At 64.6% G+C, this 16,935-nt stretch carries 15 protein-coding genes and 1 tRNA gene; 5 read left to right on the plus strand and 11 right to left on the minus strand.

Features of this window, described 5'->3' with window-relative positions:
- Positions 1-14 precede the first annotated feature (14 nt).
- Positions 15-2,966: an MMPL/RND family transporter gene (locus DSM43276_RS04940; RefSeq protein ID WP_078329356.1), complete on the minus strand. Its 2,952-nt coding sequence runs from the start codon at positions 2,964-2,966 to the stop codon at positions 15-17.
- Complete coding sequence (locus DSM43276_RS04945) at positions 2,963-3,385, minus strand: MmpS family transport accessory protein (protein ID WP_109556051.1); 423 nt, start codon at positions 3,383-3,385, stop codon at positions 2,963-2,965. The genes DSM43276_RS04940 and DSM43276_RS04945 overlap by 4 nt, the downstream gene beginning before the upstream one ends.
- 171 nt (positions 3,386-3,556) lie before the next feature.
- On the opposite strand from DSM43276_RS04945, the gene DSM43276_RS04950 reads away from it, so the two are divergent.
- Positions 3,557-4,219 (plus strand): TetR/AcrR family transcriptional regulator, encoded by a 663-nt coding sequence (locus DSM43276_RS04950; protein ID WP_078329357.1) that lies wholly within the window; start codon positions 3,557-3,559, stop codon positions 4,217-4,219.
- Here the strand turns inward: DSM43276_RS04950 and DSM43276_RS04955 are convergent.
- On the minus strand, positions 4,216-5,118 hold the full coding sequence (locus DSM43276_RS04955) for a helix-turn-helix domain-containing GNAT family N-acetyltransferase (protein WP_078329358.1): 903 nt from the start codon (positions 5,116-5,118) through the stop codon (positions 4,216-4,218). The two genes, DSM43276_RS04950 and DSM43276_RS04955, sit on opposite strands and share 4 nt — an antisense overlap.
- An 83-nt stretch (positions 5,119-5,201) precedes the next feature.
- Between DSM43276_RS04955 and DSM43276_RS04960 the strand changes: the two genes are divergently transcribed.
- The gene (locus DSM43276_RS04960; RefSeq protein WP_078329359.1) at positions 5,202-6,152 is read left to right on the plus strand and encodes a 4-(cytidine 5'-diphospho)-2-C-methyl-D-erythritol kinase; all 951 of its coding nucleotides are present in this window, start codon (positions 5,202-5,204) and stop codon (positions 6,150-6,152) included.
- A gap of 231 nt (positions 6,153-6,383) precedes the next feature.
- On the plus strand, positions 6,384-8,033 hold the full coding sequence (locus tag DSM43276_RS04965; protein ID WP_078325063.1) for a fatty acyl-AMP ligase: 1,650 nt from the start codon (positions 6,384-6,386) through the stop codon (positions 8,031-8,033).
- A gap of 154 nt (positions 8,034-8,187) precedes the next feature.
- Here DSM43276_RS04965 and DSM43276_RS04970 read toward each other — a convergent pair whose 3' ends face one another.
- The 4 genes from DSM43276_RS04970 to DSM43276_RS04985 form a co-directional block, all read right to left on the minus strand.
- Entirely contained in the window at positions 8,188-9,210 is a 1,023-nt protein-coding gene (locus DSM43276_RS04970; protein WP_078325541.1) for a beta-ketoacyl-ACP synthase III, read from the minus strand.
- A 30-nt stretch (positions 9,211-9,240) separates the two neighbouring features.
- Complete coding sequence (pth, locus tag DSM43276_RS04975; RefSeq protein WP_078329360.1) at positions 9,241-9,831, minus strand: aminoacyl-tRNA hydrolase; 591 nt, start codon at positions 9,829-9,831, stop codon at positions 9,241-9,243.
- 12 nt (positions 9,832-9,843) lie between these two features.
- Positions 9,844-10,494 (minus strand): 50S ribosomal protein L25/general stress protein Ctc, encoded by a 651-nt coding sequence (locus tag DSM43276_RS04980; protein WP_078329361.1) that lies wholly within the window; start codon positions 10,492-10,494, stop codon positions 9,844-9,846.
- A 177-nt stretch (positions 10,495-10,671) separates the two neighbouring features.
- Positions 10,672-11,556, minus strand: a complete 885-nt coding sequence (locus DSM43276_RS04985) for an oxidoreductase (RefSeq protein ID WP_078329362.1) — start codon at positions 11,554-11,556, stop codon at positions 10,672-10,674.
- 14 nt (positions 11,557-11,570) lie between these two features.
- Between DSM43276_RS04985 and DSM43276_RS04990 the strand changes: the two genes are divergently transcribed.
- The gene (locus DSM43276_RS04990; RefSeq protein ID WP_078329363.1) at positions 11,571-12,767 is read left to right on the plus strand and encodes an erythromycin esterase family protein; all 1,197 of its coding nucleotides are present in this window, start codon (positions 11,571-11,573) and stop codon (positions 12,765-12,767) included.
- Between the two features lie 5 nt (positions 12,768-12,772).
- On the opposite strand, the gene DSM43276_RS04995 is transcribed toward DSM43276_RS04990, so the two are convergent.
- From DSM43276_RS04995 to DSM43276_RS05010, 4 genes are all read right to left on the minus strand, one after another.
- On the minus strand, positions 12,773-13,438 hold the full coding sequence (locus DSM43276_RS04995) for an LpqN/LpqT family lipoprotein (protein WP_412458661.1): 666 nt from the start codon (positions 13,436-13,438) through the stop codon (positions 12,773-12,775).
- Positions 13,439-13,460: 22 nt separating this feature from the next.
- Positions 13,461-14,447, minus strand: a complete 987-nt coding sequence (locus tag DSM43276_RS05000; RefSeq protein ID WP_078310138.1) for a ribose-phosphate diphosphokinase — start codon at positions 14,445-14,447, stop codon at positions 13,461-13,463.
- Positions 14,448-14,632: 185 nt separating this feature from the next.
- Positions 14,633-16,081: a bifunctional UDP-N-acetylglucosamine diphosphorylase/glucosamine-1-phosphate N-acetyltransferase GlmU gene (gene glmU, locus DSM43276_RS05005; RefSeq protein ID WP_078329365.1), complete on the minus strand. Its 1,449-nt coding sequence runs from the start codon at positions 16,079-16,081 to the stop codon at positions 14,633-14,635.
- Positions 16,082-16,097: 16 nt separating this feature from the next.
- Positions 16,098-16,169, minus strand: a tRNA-Gln gene (locus DSM43276_RS05010).
- Between the two features lie 150 nt (positions 16,170-16,319).
- Between DSM43276_RS05010 and DSM43276_RS05015 the strand changes: the two genes are divergently transcribed.
- Positions 16,320-16,913 (plus strand): TetR/AcrR family transcriptional regulator, encoded by a 594-nt coding sequence (locus tag DSM43276_RS05015; RefSeq protein WP_070936308.1) that lies wholly within the window; start codon positions 16,320-16,322, stop codon positions 16,911-16,913.
- Positions 16,914-16,935 lie beyond the last annotated feature (22 nt).

Below are 16,935 nucleotides of genomic sequence, written 5' to 3' on the forward strand. Positions count from 1 at the left end.
TGGCGGATTTCGGCTTAGTACGCGTGTCTGGGGAACTCCGAAGGCGCCCCAGACGCTGGATCTGGTCCCGCACCGACCGGCGCGGGCGGCGGCGGTACGTCTGTCACCGGTCGCGGTGTTCTCGGCGGGGGCAGCGGCCGGGCGCGCACGTTCAGCGGCCACCAGAACCACCGGCCCAGCAGGGTCGCGATGGCCGGTGTCATGAAGGAGCGCACCACCAGGGTGTCGAAGAGCAGGCCCAGACCGATGGTGGTACCCACCTGGCCGATGATGGTCAGGTCGCTGATCGCCATGGCCATCATGGTGAAGGCAAAGACCAGGCCGGCGGAGGTCACCACACTTCCGGTGCCGCCCATCGCCCGAATCATGCCGGTCTTCAAGCCGCCCGGCAGTTCTTCCTTGAGCCGGGAGACCAGTAGCAGGTTGTAGTCGGAACCCACGGCGAGCAGCACGATGATCGCCATTTGCATGACCATCCAGTGCAATTCCTGGCCCAAGATGTACTGCCAGATGATGACCGACAAGCCGAACGAGGCGCCCAGGGATAGCAGCACGGTACCGACGATCACCAGCGAGGCCACGAAGCTTCGCGTGATGAGCAGCATGATCAGGAAGATCAGGCACAGCGCGGAGATGCCGGCGATCATCAGGTCGTATCGCGCGCCGTCGGACATGTCCTTGAATGTTGCTGCGGTGCCGCCCAGTTCGATCTTGGCGTCCTCAAGGGGTGTGCCCTTGACGGCCTCGATCGCGGCCAGCTTGATGGGTTCGATATGTGAAAGGCCTTCGGGCGACGTGGGATCTCCGCGATGCGAGATGATCATGCGCAGCGTCTTGCCGTCGGGGGACAGGAACATCTTGAGACCGCGTTTGAAATCCGGGTTGTCGAAGATCTCCGGCGGCAGATAGAAGGAGTCGTCGTTCTTGGCCTTGTCGAAGGCCCTGCCCATGGCGGTCGAGTCCTTGCTCGTCTCGTCCTGGAGGTCGTACATGCCAGCCATGGTGCTGTGCATCGTCAACATCATGGTCTGCATGGATTCCATGAGCGGGATCATGTCCCGCATGTCGGCCACCATCTGGGGCATGATGACGTCCATTTTCTCCATGGAGAGGACCATGCCGTCCATGTTCTCGGTGAGCTCGTCGATCTTGTCGAGCACCTCGAAGATCGATCGGAACGCCTGACAGATCGGGATGTCGAAGCAGTGCTTCTCCCAATAGAAGTAGTTCTTGATGGGGCGGAAGAAGTCGTCGAAGTTCTCGAGGCTGTCCCGCATGTCGTGGATGGTGCCCTGCAGGTGATGCATGTCGCCGATCATCTGGTGCATGACACCGGTGAGCTCGGTCATGTTGGCGAGCATCTTTTTCATGGTGGAGACCATGACGCCCATTTGGTCGGCTTGGACCTTCATATCGGCCATCCGGTCCTTCATCAGCTTCAGGTTCTGAATCTGGCCGACGCCTTGGGCGCTGATGAGGAAGGGGATGGAGCTGTGTTCGATCGGGGTGCCCTGTGGGCGGGTGATGGCTTGCACGCGTGCGATTCCCGGCACCTTGAACACGGCCTTGGCGAGCTTGTCGATGACCAGGAAGTCCGCGGAGTTCCGCATATCGTGATCGGACTCCAGCACCAGCATTTCCGGGTTCATCCGGGCCGGGTCGAAGTGCCGATCGGCGGCCTGGAAGCCCTGATTCGCCGGAATGTCCTTGGGGATGTACTTCTTGTCGTCGTAGCTGGTCTGGTAGCCGGGCAGCGCTGCCAGTCCGATGATGGCAATCGCCATCGAAGCCGCCAGGATCGGGCCGGGCCAGCGCACGATCGCGGCGCCGATGCGGCGCCAGGAGCGAATGCGCATGGCGCGCTTGGGTTCGAATAGCCCGAACTTGCTGCCGATGGTGATCAGCGACGGTCCCAGGGTGAGGGCGACGGCTACGGCCGTCAGGACAGCCACGGCGCAGGGCACGCCCATGGTCTGGAAGTACGGCATGCGCGTGAAGCTCAGGCAGTACATGGCGCCCGCGATCGTCGATCCCGTGCCCACGATGACATGTGCTGTGCCATGGAACATCTCGTAGTAGGCGGCTTCGCGATCCAGCCCGTTGACCCGGGCTTCCTGATAGCGACCGATCAGGAAGATCGCATAGTCGGTTCCCGCCGCGATGACTAGCACCACAAGGAGATTTACCGCGAAGGTGGACAGCCCGATGATGTGGTTGTCGCCGAGTACCGAGATCATTCCGCGTGCGGCACCCAACTGGATACCCACCATGAGGAGCACCATCAACACGGTGAAGATCGACCGGTAGAAGAACAGCAGCATCACGATGATGACGATGAAGGTCAGCCCGGTGATCTTGATCATGCTGCTGTCGCCGGCATGGGCCAAGTCGGTCTGTAGCGCGGCGGGACCGGTGACATAGACCTTGAGCCCGTCCGGCATCGGCTTCGCGTTGCCGTGCTCATCCGTCGTCAGTTTCTTGATGACGCTGCGGACGGACTCGATCGATTCGTTCGCGAGCGTCTCGCCCATGTCGCCGGCGAGGTTCAGCTGAACATAGGCGGACTTGCCGTCGGTGCTTTGCGCACCGGACTCGGTGAGCGGATCACCCCAGAAATCCTGTACGTGCTGAACATGCTTGGTGTCGGCGCGCAGCTGCGACACCATCTGGTCGTAGAACTTGTGCGAGCCGGCGCCCAGCGGTTGGTCGCCCTCCAGCACGATCATGGCTGCGCTGTTGGAGTCCGACTCTTGGAAGAGCCGCCCCATGTTCTTCATCGCCTTCATGGACGGCGCGTCGGAGGGGCTCAGCGAAACGGTGTTCTCTTGAGCCACCTGCTCGAGCTGGGGCGCGGAGAGAGCGAGGATGACGACGACCGCCACCCATACGATGACAATGGGGATCGACAGGCGCCGAATCCATTTGGCCAGGAAAGTGGGCTCCCCGTTGGCGCGTGCCCCACTCATGCGGACTTCACAAAGCAGTAGACGTAGGCGCTCACCTCGTTGGTATACCTCTCGTCTTTTATCTCGCCATTGGCCGTGATGCGGCAGCCCAGTTGATCAGCGTTGCGGGTTTGCGCCAGGATGTTTCCCGTCATCGACGGTGCCGTCGTGACGATCTCAATCGACCACGGTAGCGTCGCCCCGTTGATCTGGTGGGGCTCCCCTTCTTTGTCGATGTAGTTGATGTCCGCGATGGTTCCGGGCGGGCCGTAGATCTCGTAGACCACATGCTTGGGCTTGGAGTTGTTTTTGTCGTCGGTCATGCTGCCGGCGTAGGTGGGCAGCTGGTGAGAGCCGAAAATGCCGCGAATCCGCCATACCGCGAAGCCTGCGATGGCAAGGACGAGCACCATCACCACCGGGATCCATGCCCGCTTCAATGCGCTGAGAATCGCAGGACCCCTTCACCCGTAGCTGTCGACCAGATCGATTACCGGAAAATGTATGAAGCGTTCACATCTTCGCATATAACGCATAGCGTGTGCGTTACAGCAACCTACCAGTGGGTAAGTGCGCCCGCAAGTCACACGCCGTGCGTTATCTTGAGACGGATGACACACCTGGGTTTCCGGCGCGCACGTTCTGAGGAGAACAAGCGTCAACGTGCGGCAACGATCGTGGAAGCCGCGCGCTCGCTGGCCTTGGAATCCGGTGTCGCGTCGGTCACCCTCACCGGTTTGGCCCATCGTGCGGGTGTTCATCACTCCGCGGTGCGCCGCTACTTCAGCTCCCATAAAGAGGTGCTGCTGAGGCTCTCGACAGAAGGCATGTCCGCGCTCGCCGAATCCGTATGCTCGGCATTGGCCGGCTCGCACGAGCGGTCGCCCGAAGACGTCGGTGCCGTGCTGTCGCGGTCTCTCATCGAGGCGCCGCTGTTCTGCGATCTGCTGGGCAGTCAGCATCTGCACCTCGAGCACGAGGTGGAACTCGGCCATGTCCGAGAGGCTCAGTGTGCCAACCAGGCAGCCGCGATGACGATTGTCGACGCGATCGAACGCGCGGCGCCGGAGCTCGGCCGCAAGAGTGCGCTCGACATCGTCACATCGGCCTTTGCGTTCGCCGGAATGCTGTGGCAGTTCACGCATCCTCCCGAGGGGCTCGAGCACGATTTCAGTGAAGAGCCAGGCTTTCCGGAGGATTGGGACACCGATTTCGCCAGCACGCTCACCCGGCTGCTGACGGCCACGTGCATCGGGGCCGCGAAAACGCCTTAGGCGTCGAGGCGCTTCTCAAACCAGTGGTGTGCGTACTTCTCGTCGTTGAACGCGGCGACCTCGCGGTAACCCGCCGAGCGGTACATCGCGATCGCCTCGGTGAGCGCCCGATTGGTGTCCAAGCGAATCGTGCGGGCACCGTGCGTTATCGCCTGCCGCTCCAACTCGGCGAGAATTCGTTTCCCAAGTCCCATGCCGCGGACATCGGGAGAGATCCATACCCGTTTGACCTCGGCCGCCTCGATGATGTGGCCGGCGTTCCTGAGTAGCTTCAGTCCACCGCAGCCGACCGGCTTCTCGTGCAGGGTTGCGACGAGAAGCAGTCCGGCTGGGGCGGAGAGTTCTGCATCGCCGGCGGGTAAGGCCAGTGTCGGGTCGAACCCGTTTTCGAGCCGGGTGGCAATCTCCTCAAAATAGGCACGAATGCAGTACCGAGCCTCCGGCGAGCGGGTGTCCATGATGGCGATCTGAACCTGCGAGGCCACGAAGAGTCGTTCCACCTCGGCCATGGCATCGGCGAGCCGCCGCCGCTGAGTGATGCTGAGCGGTTCCAGGATCGAACGCGCCAGGTCATCCGAGCGTCGATCAAGCTCGGACAGTTCGGCGCGGCCGGCGCCGGTGAGGCGCGCGTTACGCACCCGGGTATCGCCCTCCGCGGTGGTCACCTCGATGAGCCCACCGCCTTCTAGTGCTCGCAGGAGTCTGCTGAGGTACCCCGAGTCCAGGCTCAGACGGGCGCGCAGCTCGCGGATGTCGCAGCCGTCCGCACCGATTTCCCACAACACCCGGGACTGTCCCAGCGGGCGGTCCCGGGCGAGGTATTCGCTCTCGAGGACGCCTATTCGTTGCGTGACGGTTCTGTTGAAGCTGCGTAGGCCGTCGACCAGGGCATCTGTCATTTACCTGACTTTAGTCAGGTAAAGCCGCGATGTCTGCGCTGTGCGACGGGTAGCGGCCAATTGCGCCGTCAGAACGTACCCTCATGGGCGTGTCCGAGACCGTCTCCGATTGGGTGCCCACTGGCGCGGTGACCGTTCGGGCGCCCGGCAAGGTCAATCTGTACCTTGCCGTCGAAGACCTGCGTGAGGACGGCTATCACGAGCTGACCACTGTTTTTCATGCGGTGTCGCTGGCCGATGACGTCACGGTGCGGGATGCCGATGTGCTCTCCGTCGATGTCGTCGGACAGGGCGAGGGGACGGTGCCGACGGACAAGCGCAACCTTGCCTGGCAGGCTGCCGAGCTCTTCGCCGATCACGTCGGCCGTGCCCCCGATGTCTCGATCCTCATCAACAAAGACATCCCGGTCGCGGGGGGTATGGCCGGCGGATCTGCCGATGCGGCCGCGGTGCTGGTCGCGATGAACGAGCTATGGCGCGCCGGTGTGCCACGCCGCGATCTGCATCACCTGGCCGCCCGGCTGGGCAGCGATGTGCCGTTCGCGCTGCACGGGGGCACCGCCCTGGGCACGGGCCGGGGCGAGCAGCTGGCCACTGTGTTGGCGCGCAACGTCTTTCACTGGGTGTTCGCATTCGCCGACGGTGGATTGTCGACGCCTGATGTGTTCCGGGAGATTGACCGACTGCGCGAGAACGGTAATCCGCCGCGGCTTGACGAGTCGGACGAATTGCTCGCTGCACTCGCCGCCGGTGACGCGCGCCGGCTGGCGCCGCTGCTGGGTAACGAACTGCAGGCCGCCGCGGTGAGCCTCAACCCCGGTCTGCGGCGCACGCTCCGGGCCGGGGAGTCCGCGGGCGCTCTCGCGGGGATCGTGTCCGGTTCCGGCCCTACCTGTGCGTTCTTGTGCACGTCGGCCGAGGATGCGGTGCAGGTGGGTGCCGAGCTGGCCGGCGCGGGTGTGTGCCGGACCGTTCGAGTGGCCAGCGGTCCCGTGCACGGGGCACAGGTCATTCAGGGCCGCAGCGACGGCTAGACACGCCGAGTATCGCGACACGCCGAACGCCCAGATCACCGTGGGTTTGGTCGTCGATTAAGAAAAGCCTAAGATGCTACGGGGCCCTAAGAAGGCACCCGAACTGTCACCTGAACGATATGAATCCGCTGCTAACGGCCCTGCGCGCGCCTACCGCGCGCCGCGGCAGCTGTGGCGGACCATCCGATAAGGACGCGTGACTCGCCCAACAGGCCTAGGCCAGGAGGAACTGTGAGCAGGTTTACCGACGAGCTGTACGCCAACGCGCTGTCCAGTACCAAGGGCATGGTCACCGGCGAACCCGATACCCCTGTGCGGCACACCTGGAAGCAGGTGCACGAGCGCGCCAAGCAGCTGGCCGGTGGCTTGGCCGCCGCGGGCCTCGGGCCTGACGACGCGATCGGCATGCTGGTGGGCATGCCCGTCGAGATCGCCCCGGCGATCCAGGCCGTGTGGATGCGTGGCGCCTCGCTGACGATGCTGCACCAGCCGACCCCGCGCACCGACCTCGCGGTGTGGGCCGAGGACACGCTCAAGGTCGTCGACATGATCGGCGCCAAGGCCGTCATCGTGTCCGCCCCGTTCGACGCCGCGGCTCCGGTACTCGAGGAAAAAGGCGTCATCGTCGTCCAGATCAAGGATCTGTGGGATGCCGATCCGATCGAACCCGTCGATGCCGACGAGGACGCGGTGGCCCTCATGCAGCTGACGTCGGGGTCAACCGGTTCCCCGAAGGCTGTCAAGATCACCCACCGCAACCTGTATGCCAATGCGCACGGCATGTACGTCGCCTCCAAGTACAAGCCCGAGTCCGACGTGATGGTCAGCTGGCTGCCCCTGTTCCACGATATGGGCATGGTCGGCTTCCTCACGGTGCCGATGTTCTTTGGTGCCGAGCTGGTGAAGATCACCCCGCTGGACTTCATGCGCGATGTTCTGTTGTGGGGCAGGCTGATCGACAAGTACAAGGGCACCATGACGGCCGCCCCGAACTTCGCCTACTCACTGTTCGCCAAGCGGCTGCGCAACCAGGCCAAGTCGGGCGACTTCGACCTGTCGACGCTGCGGTTCGTACTCTCCGGTGCCGAGCCGGTGGACCCCGCGGTTGTCCACGACCTCTGTGATGCCGGAAAGCCGTTCGGGTTCAAGGCCTCTGCGATGGTGCCCGCCTACGGTATGGCGGAAACCGCTCTTGCCGTGTCCTTCTCGGAGGTCGAGGCCTCCGGTCTGATTGTCGACGAGGTCGATGCCGACCTGTTGGCGGCGCTGCGTCGGGCCGTTCCCGCTACCCGCGGAAACCTGCGCCACCTGGCGACGCTCGGCCCGCTGCTGCCCGGTATCGAGGCGCGCGTCATCGATGAGGACCTGAATGTGCTGCCCCCGCGCGGTGTCGGTGTCATCGAGTTGCGTGGCGAGTCGGTGACCCCCGGTTACGTCACCATGGGCGGATTCCTGGCGGCGCAGGACGAAAACGGTTGGTATAACACGGGTGATCTCGGCTATCTGACCGAGAGAGGCCACGTGGTGGTCTGCGGTCGCGTCAAGGACGTCATCATCATGGCCGGCCGGAACATCTACCCGACCGATATCGAGCGTGCGGCCGGTCGCGTCGAGGGTGTGCGGCCGGGATGTGCGGTCGCCGTGCGTCTGGAGGCCGGGGTCGACCCGAAGAATCAGCGCGAGACGTTCGCGGTTGTGGTGGAGTCCAACGCATTCGAGAACGCGGACGAGGTTCGTCGGATCGAGCAGCAGGTTGCGCACGAGGTCGTTGCGGAGGTCGATGTGCGGCCGCGCAATGTGGTGGTACTCGGACCCGGCAGCATTCCGAAGACCCCGTCGGGCAAGCTGCGCCGTTCGACCTCGGTGGCCCTCGTCATCTAACGGCCGAAGCAAAATTCGGGTTGGGCGGCCGCTTCTGGGAATCCATGTCGCGGCTGCCCGCCTCTGTGCGACAGCGAGACAGTTGCACAGAGGGGCTTAGCCACTTGTCGCATAGACGCGGGCAACAGTTGTGGGCGTGTGAGTTGGGTGCGTGCTACTCAAATGGCACGGGTGGCATCCTGACCACCTGGGCGGCGTAGCTCAGTCCGGCGCCGTATCCGATGAGCAGGGCCAGGTCGCCGGGCTTGGCGGCTCCGGTCGACAGCAGGCCCTCCATGGCCAGCGGAACCGACGCGGCAGAGGTGTTGCCGGTGTGCTCGATGTCATTGGCGATCACCGCATCCGAACGCAGATGCAGGTTCTTGGCGAGCAACTCGTTGATCCGGCTATTGGCCTGGTGCGGGACGAAGACGTCGATATCCTCCGGGCCCACCTTGGCTGCTTCCAGGGCGCGCTGACCCACCTTGCCCATTTCGAATGCGGCCCAACGGAACACCGAGGTTCCCTCGATGCGCAGATAGGGGCGCGGGCCCTCCGGGTCGGGTGCCGCCGCGAAGTCCATCCAGTCGATATCCTGACGAATGGCGTTGGCCTGGCTGCCGTCGCTGCCCCACACCGTGGGTCCGATGCCCTGTTCGGCGGTCTCGCCGACGACAACCGCACCGGCCCCGTCGCCGAAGATGAAACAGTTGCCCCGGTCGGTCATATCCAGTGCGGGGGAGAGCTTTTCCGAGCCAATGACCAGCACCTTGCTGGCGCTGCCACCGCGGATCATGTCGCCTGCCACGCCCACCGCGTACCCGAACCCGGCGCAGCCCGCGGACAGGTCGAACGCCGGGACACCCTGGGCCCCCAGTGCGGTGGCGACGGCCGGGGCGGATGCAGGCGTCTGCAAGTAGTGGGTGCTGGTGGCGACGATGACGGCGTCGATTTCGGCGCCGGTCAACAGGGCGTTGGCGATGGCCTTACGTCCGGCCTCGATGGACAGGGTTTGGGCGGATTCATCGTCGGCGGCAAACCGGCGGGACTTGATCCCGGTGCGGGTATAGATCCACTCGTCCGAGGACTCGATGTGCTCGCAGATCTCTTCATTGGTGACGACGCGTTCGGGGCGGTACGCCCCCAGGCTGAGCAGGCCGATCTTGTTGACGCCGGTGTTCTCCGCGATGTCGGTCATGAGGAGACCATAGCGGGACCATCCGGGCGTCTAGGTCCAGGCATGCACCTGATTCTGTGCCGCCTCCAGGCCCAGGCGGATCAGGAGGTCGGTGGCATCGACACCCTGCTCACACAGGAGAGGAACCTGTTCGGTCTCGGTCTTGGCGAAATTCTCCAGCACGAACGTGGCCGGATCCTTGCGGCCGGGAGGGCGCCCGACACCCAGGCGAACGCGCAGATAGTCCTTGGTACCCAGCGACTGGGACACCGAACGCAGCCCATTGTGGCCGCCTTCTCCGCCGCCGAGCTTGAGCCGCACGGTGCCGAAATCGAGATCGAGTTCGTCGTGTACCACGATGACGTTCCCCGGGGGAACCGAAAAGAAGTTGGCCAGCGCGGCCACCTGCGGGCCGGAGGTGTTCATGAATGTGCGCGGCTTGGCCAGATTCACGGCCCGGCCGCCGAGACGAATCGTTGTCGCCTCGGCGCCGGACTTCTTGTGCGGCTTGAATGTTGCGCCGTCCTTGGCCGCCAGCAGGTCGGCGACCATGAATCCGAGGTTGTGCCGGGTCTTGGCGTAGGTCGGCCCGGGGTTGCCCAGGCCGACCACCAGTACGGCATCGTCGGATATGTCGGGCACGGACTATTCCGCCTACTCTTCCGTGGAGCCCTCGGCGGCCTCGTCCTCGGCGGGCGCCTCGGCACCTTCGCCGCCGCCACCCTCGGCATCCATCTCGCTGGCGGTCGGTGCCGCGACGACGTTGACGACCAGGGTCTCGGGATCGGAGACCAAGGTGGAGCCCTTAGGCAGCTCGATGGATCCGGCGGTGATCTGGGTGCCCGCGGCAAGGCCCTCAACCGACACGGTGAGGAACTCGGGGATGGACAGCGCCTCGGCCTCGATCTCCAGGGTGTTGGCGTCCTGGGTCACCAGGGTGCCGCTCTCGGCGTCTCCCTCGACGTGGACGTTCACCTCAACGGTGACCTTCTCGCCCTTGCGCACGACCAGCAGATCGGCGTGCACCAGGTTGCGGCGGAGGGGGTGGATCTCGATGGTCTTGGTGAGGGCCAGCTGCTCGCGCCCCTCGATGTCCAAGGTCAGGATCGCGTTGGTGCCGGTGTGGCGCAGCACGGCCGCGAAATCGCGGGCCGGCAGGTTCAGGTGCTCGGGGGTGGTGCCGTGGCCGTACAGGACCGCGGGAACCAGGCCGTCGCGGCGTGCGCGGCGCGAGGCGCCCTTGCCGGTGTCCGTGCGGACCGTGACGGTGATCTTGTTGCTGGTGGGGCTGTTCTTCTTGGACATTTGGTCTACTCCTTGCGTTTCGTTAGGCACGGCGCAGGGAGGACAGTCGGGGCGCAGGCCCCGTAGGTACAAGATTCCCGTCGATAACGGTGGGAGCACCCACCCTCGCCGTGACAGCCCGCTCAGAGTAGCCGAGCACGAGCCCGAAAGGCCAATCAGCCCGGGTGTCAGTGCTGGTCAAAGCGTAAAGGAAACCCCGGTGAGCTGCTCGGACAGCTCCCATAGACCCTTCGCGCTCTCGGCGTCCTTGGCTCTGCGGCTGCGGCCCACCGGCTTGGGGTAGCCCTTGGCCTCGAACGGCCCGTCCGGCCCGATGTAGGTGTCACCCGGCAGGTCCTGGGATGCGGCGTACAGCGCCGGCAGGGCGCCGTGTGCGGCGTCCTGCGCGAAGAGGTTGCCGGTCTTCAGCGCGATCTCGAAGACCGGGTTCCCGCTGTGCGACTGCAGTTCGGTGGCGGCCACACCCGGATGGACGGTCAGCGCGCGGACCGATGATCCGGCCGCGCTCAGGCGGCGCTGCAGCTCCTTGGTGAACAGCAGATTGGCGAGTTTGGATGCGCCGTACGCGCCCGCGCGGGTGTACCCGCGGCGCTCGTAGTTGAGGTCGGCGAGGTTGATCTTCCCAGCGCGATGCGCGACGGATGCCACCGCGATCACCCGGTCGGTGATCTTGGGCAGCAGCAGGTTGGTGAGTGCGAAGGCGCCGAGATGGTTTGTGCCGATTTGGCTTTCGAAGCCATCGACGGTCTTGGCCTGCGGCACCATCATGATGCCGGCGTTGTTCACCAGGATGTCGGCGGCCTCGACGGTGTCGGCGAAGGCGCGCACCGAAGCCAGGTTGGCCACGTCGATCTGGCGTACCTCGGTGCTTCCGGTGATGGTTGCTTGGGCGGCCTTGCCCTTCTCGGTGTTGCGTACGGCCATGACGACATGGGCGCCCACACGGGCCAGCTCGCGCGCGGTCTCCAGGCCGAGTCCACTGTTGGCTCCGGTGATGATGACGGTGCGGCCTTCGAATGACGGCAGCTCCCTGGCGGTCCATCGGGTAGTCGACTTGGTCACGGGAGCTGACCCTAATGGCCAAGGCCGATACCGTCGAGGGCGTGACTTTTGAGGCAGACGTCGACGCCTTCCTTTCGGGCGTGAGCACACCACCCCGCCTGCTCGGCTTGGGAGAACCCACCCATGGGCCGCAGGAGTTCGGGTATCTGCGCAATCGGCTGCTTCGTCACCTTGTGGCCGAGCGCGGCTTCCGGTCGGTCGCGCTGGAGAGCGACGCCGTGGCCGGGTTCGCCGTCGACCGGTATGTGACGGCGGGGGAGGGGACTCTCGACGACGTGCTCGATGCCGGGTTCAGCCACGGGTTCGGTGCTTACCCGGCCAGCCGTGAGCTCGTCGAGTGGCTGCGCGACTGGAACAGCGGTCGGAGCCCCGGCGAGCAGGTGCGGTTTTACGGTTTTGACGCGACCACCGAGATGATGGCCTCGCCGAGCCCACGCGACACCCTCCTTGCGGTGCACAGGTATCTGTCGGCGGGTGGTGTCGCCCTGCCGTATTCGGAGGACGTGATCGCCGATCTGGTGGGCGAGGATGCCGCGTGGTCTCATCCGGAGGCCATGTTCGATGCCGCCGCCTCGATCGGACGATCGGCTCCGGCACGCGCATTGCGGCTGATCGCCGATGAACTCATGATCGCATTGGCGATGCATGCCCCCGCGTTGCGTGCCTCAACCTCCCCGCGGCAGTTCTGGAGGATGCGCACCGTCGCCCGTGCGGCAGTGAGCCTGCTGCGGGCACATTTCGCGATGGCCGATCCTGGTCCGTCCCGCATGTCCACCATGTTGGGTGTCCGGGATGCGCTCATGGCCGAGAACCTGGAGGCCATCGCCGAGGCCGAAATAGATAGGGGCCCAACATTGGTGTTCGCCCACAACGAGCACCTACAGCGACATCAGAGCACGGTGTCCATGGGCCCTGCGCAATCGAGTTGGTGGTGTGCCGGCGCACTGATCGCCTCGGCCGGTCGCGTCCCGTATGCGGTCATCGCGGGCGATTTCGGCACCCATGAGGCCAAGGACGTCGGTGTGCCGCACGCCGCCACCTTGCACGGATGGATGTGGAGCTGGGACTCCGACCGAATCCTCTTTCCCGTCACCGAGATTCCCGACGGATTGTCGCCCCGGCAGGACGTGCCGCCGCAGTCCGGCTGTTACCCGATCGATCCCGCCCACCTGGAGGGCGTGGACGCCATCGCGTTCATTCGTAGCCTTTAGCGGCCTTAGCGCTTCGTGATCCTCAGGCCTTCGGTGAGGGTGGCGACATCCTTGGACAGTGCCGCGGCCTGCGCTTCGGTGGTCGTCACCGTGAGCTGCACCAGGTAGTTCAGCGGCCCGTCCGGCACGATGACGTCCCGGTTCCAGGCGTGCACCCGAACGTTCTGGTTGTCGTAGGTGCCCTCGATGGCGGCCGACGGATATCCCTGGAAGTCGTCCAGGGATGAGGTGATCTTCTGAAAGTTCTGGGTGTTCTGCGCGTCGGAGAACCCGTGTTCGGTGATCGCCTTGCGCGCATCCAGGGGACCGTCCAGCTTGATGAGGTAGATCACCGCGCTCGGTGTTCGGCCCTGATCGGCCGCGCTGGGTTTGTCGCTGATCAGATAGGCGGGATCGAGTGAGCCCAGATTCTCCCAGCCGTCGGGCAGCGGCACCTCGACGCGCACGTTCGCCGGACTCTCCGGCGACACCGGGACGACCGTGACGCCGACGCTTTGCAGGTACTCGTTCATCGAGAGCGGCGCGCTGGTAGGAGGTGCTGTGCTACTCGATGCCGTACTGCCCGAAGTCGGGCTATTCGATGCTGAGCTGCTTGATGTCGAGCTATGTGATGAAACGGCTTGTGGTTCTGGTTGTTTCGAGTCGCATCCGGCCGTCGCGAGCGCCATCAGGCACCCGGCGACCAGCGCGGCGCTACGCATTCCCGTCGAAAAGTCCTGTTACCGAACCATTTTCGAATACTTCGCGGATGGTGCTGGCCAGCAGAGGTGCGATCGACAGGACTGTCAACTGCGGAAAGCGCTTCTCCTCGCCGATGGGCAGCGTGTTGGTGACCAGCACTTCGCGGGCGCCGCAGTTGGCCAGACGCTCGGCGGCGGGGTCGGACAGCACGCCGTGGGTGGCGGCGATCACGACGTCCTTGGCGCCGGCCTCGTGGAGCAGCCCGACCGCCCCGGCGATGGTGCCACCGGTGTCGATCATGTCGTCGGTGATGACGCAGGTCTTGCCGGTGACGTCACCGACGACGCGGTTGGCCTTGACCTGGTTGGGCACTCGCGGGTCACGGGTCTTATGAATAAAGGCGAGCGGCACACCACCCAGCGAGTCGGCCCACTTCTCGGCGACGCGCACGCGCCCGGAGTCTGGCGACACGACGACTACGTCCTCGCCATTGCTCACGTAGTGCTCGGCGATGTATCCGCACAGCAGCGACTGGGCGCGCATGTGATCCACCGGTCCGTCGAAGAAGCCCTGGATCTGGTCGGTGTGCAGGTCCACCGTGACGATGCGATCGGCGCCCGCGGTCTTGTACAGGTCCGCCACCAGACGCGCCGAGATCGGCTCGCGGCCGCGGTGCTTCTTGTCTTGGCGCGCATAGGGGTAGAACGGCAGGATCGCGGTGATCCGCTTGGCGCTGCCGCGCTTGAGCGCATCGATCATGATCAGCTGTTCCATCAGCCAGGTGTTCAGCGGTGCCGGATGCGATTGCAGGACGAACGCATCGCAGCCGCGCACTGACTCCTCGAACCGCACGAAGATCTCGCCATTGGCGAAATCACGGGCGGTCTGAGCGGTCACCTCGACATCGAGTTCCTTGGCGACCTGTTCGGCCAGTTCAGGGTGCGCGCGACCCGAGAACAGCATCAGATTCTTGCGGTTGTCCGTCCAGTCGGTGCTCACGGCGCAGCTAGTCCTCTTGGGTTGGTAATTTTTTGGGCTTTGCAACGACGGGGCCGGATACCGGCCCGTCGGGGTAATCGTACGGACCTTTCCCTGGTGACTGGGAGCGGGTTGCCGGAATTTGAACGCGAGATGGCCAAATCCGGTATTCGCCGGGCGTGAGCAGCAGTGTTCACACCTGGCGGTCAGGGGTGCTTGGACGCTTCCTCGGCGGCCTTGGCCGCGTCGCTTCCCGGGCGCTTCTGCGCTACCCAGCCTTCGATATTGCGCTGCGGACCGGCCGACACGGCCAGCGCGCCCGGCGGCACGTCCTCGCGGACGACCGTTCCGGCGCCGGTGTACGCCCCATCACCGACGTTCACCGGGGCCACGAACATAGTGTCCGAACCCGTCTTCACGTACGAGCCAATCACGGTGCGCCGCTTGGTTTCTCCGTCATAGTTGACGAAAACGCTGGATGCTCCGATGTTGCTGTGCTCGCCTATGTCGGCATCGCCCACATAAGTCAGATGCGGCACTTTGGTGCCACGGCCCACGGTGGAATTCTTGACCTCCACAAATGCGCCCAGCTTGGCGCTTTCGCCGGTCACCGTGCCCGGACGCAGGTACGTGAACGGCCCGATGACCGATCGCGCACCGATGGTGGAGCCCTGGCCGTGGGTGCGGATGACGGTGGCGGAGTCGCCGACCGTGACGTCGATGAGGGTGGTGTCGGGGCCGATGTGGCAGTGGCTGCCGATGACGGTCTGTGAGTGCAGTTGAGTTCCGGGTGCGATGGTTGCGTCCTGACCGATCCGGACGTCGACATCGATCCAGGTGCTCGACGGGTCGACGATGGTGACGCCGGCGCGCTGGTGGAAGCGGATGATTCGCCGATTCAGCTCGGCGCCCAGTTCGGACAGCTGCACGCGATCGTTGACGCCGGCCACCAGTGCGCTGTCGTCAACATGGTTGGCGTGCACCACTTTTCCGCTCTGGCGGATAATCGACACGGCATCGGTGAGATACAGCTCGTGTTGCGCGTTGTTCGAGCGCAGCTGAGACAGCGCGGCATGCAGCGGCCCGATGTCGAAGGCGTACACGCCTGCATTGACCTCACCGATGGCGCGTTGGCTGTCGGTGGCGTCGGTCTGTTCGACGATCGCGATGACCTCGCGGTCCTGTGTGCGCAGGATGCGTCCGTAGCCGGTGGGGTCGGCCAGGGTGGTGGTCAGCAGGGTGGCGGCGGCGGGTTCGGACGTGTGCCGGTTGATCAGCCCCGCGAGGGTGTCCCCGTCGAGCAACGGGATATCGCCAGAGGTGACCACGACGGTGCCGGTGAAGTCCGCGGGCAGCGCCTGCAGACCGCACGCCACGGCGTGCCCGGTGCCGAGTTGCTGTTCCTGCACGGCAACGCCGATCTCGCGATGCAGCGACTCGGCGAGGATATCGACCGCGGTGGCAATGCGTTCGCGGTCGTGTCCCAGCACGATCACCAAGTGGTCGGGATTGACGCTGGCCGCGGCATGTACCGAGTGCGCCAGCATCGAGCGACCGCCGAGGGTATGCAGCACCTTGGGGATGTCCGAACACATGCGGGTACCGGCACCCGCGGCCAGCACGATTACTGCAGTCCCAGCGGAATTGCCTGGCATTTCCTACTCCCTACTGCTCCGTCGCCAGGACTCGAACCTGAACTATCTGAACCAAAATCAGAGGTGCTGCCGATTACACCACGACGGACTGTTACAGAATGAAGACTGTAGTCGACCATGTAGCGAGGCTTGCCGAGCGACAGTAGGTCCACAAGCTCGGTCCTGCGACCGAGGAAAGTGATGGCACATGGCGGTACCTAGTAGGCCAGATGGCCCCGTGCGGACTCCTCGCGTCCGGATGGCCGGCACTGAGCGCCGCCGCCAGCTGATCGATGTCGCGCGGTCGTTGTTCGCCGAACGTGGTTATGAGGCCACTTCTATCGAGGAGATCGCCCAACGAGCCGGGGTGTCCAAACCGGTCGTGTACGAACATTTCGGCGGCAAGGAGGGGCTGTACGCCGTCGTGGTGGACCGCGAGATGTCGGTGCTGCTCGACGGCATCACGTCGTCGTTGACGAGTTATCGCTCACGGGTGCGGCTGGAACAGGTGGCGTTGGCCCTGTTGAGCTACATCGAAGACCGCACCGACGGGTTCCGGATCTTGATCAGGGACTCACCGCCCGGGGTCAGCTCGGGAACGTATTCGAGTCTGCTCAACGACGCGGTCAGCCAGGTGTCGAGCATCCTGGCGGGCGATTTCCAGCGCCGTGGCCTGGACGCTGAGATGGCACCGCTCTATGCGCAGGCGCTGGTGGGCCAGGTGTCGATGACGGCCCAGTGGTGGCTCGATGCCCGGGAGCCCAAGAAGGAAGTGGTGGCGGCGCACATCGTCAACCTGTGCTGGCATGGCTTGAAGCACCTGGAAGCCGATCCGCAGCTCCATGAGGAATGACTCGTCAGGCAGGAACATCTGC

It is taken from the genome of Mycobacteroides salmoniphilum, from assembly GCF_004924335.1.
Classification (GTDB): Bacteria; Actinomycetota; Actinomycetes; order Mycobacteriales; family Mycobacteriaceae; genus Mycobacterium; species Mycobacterium salmoniphilum.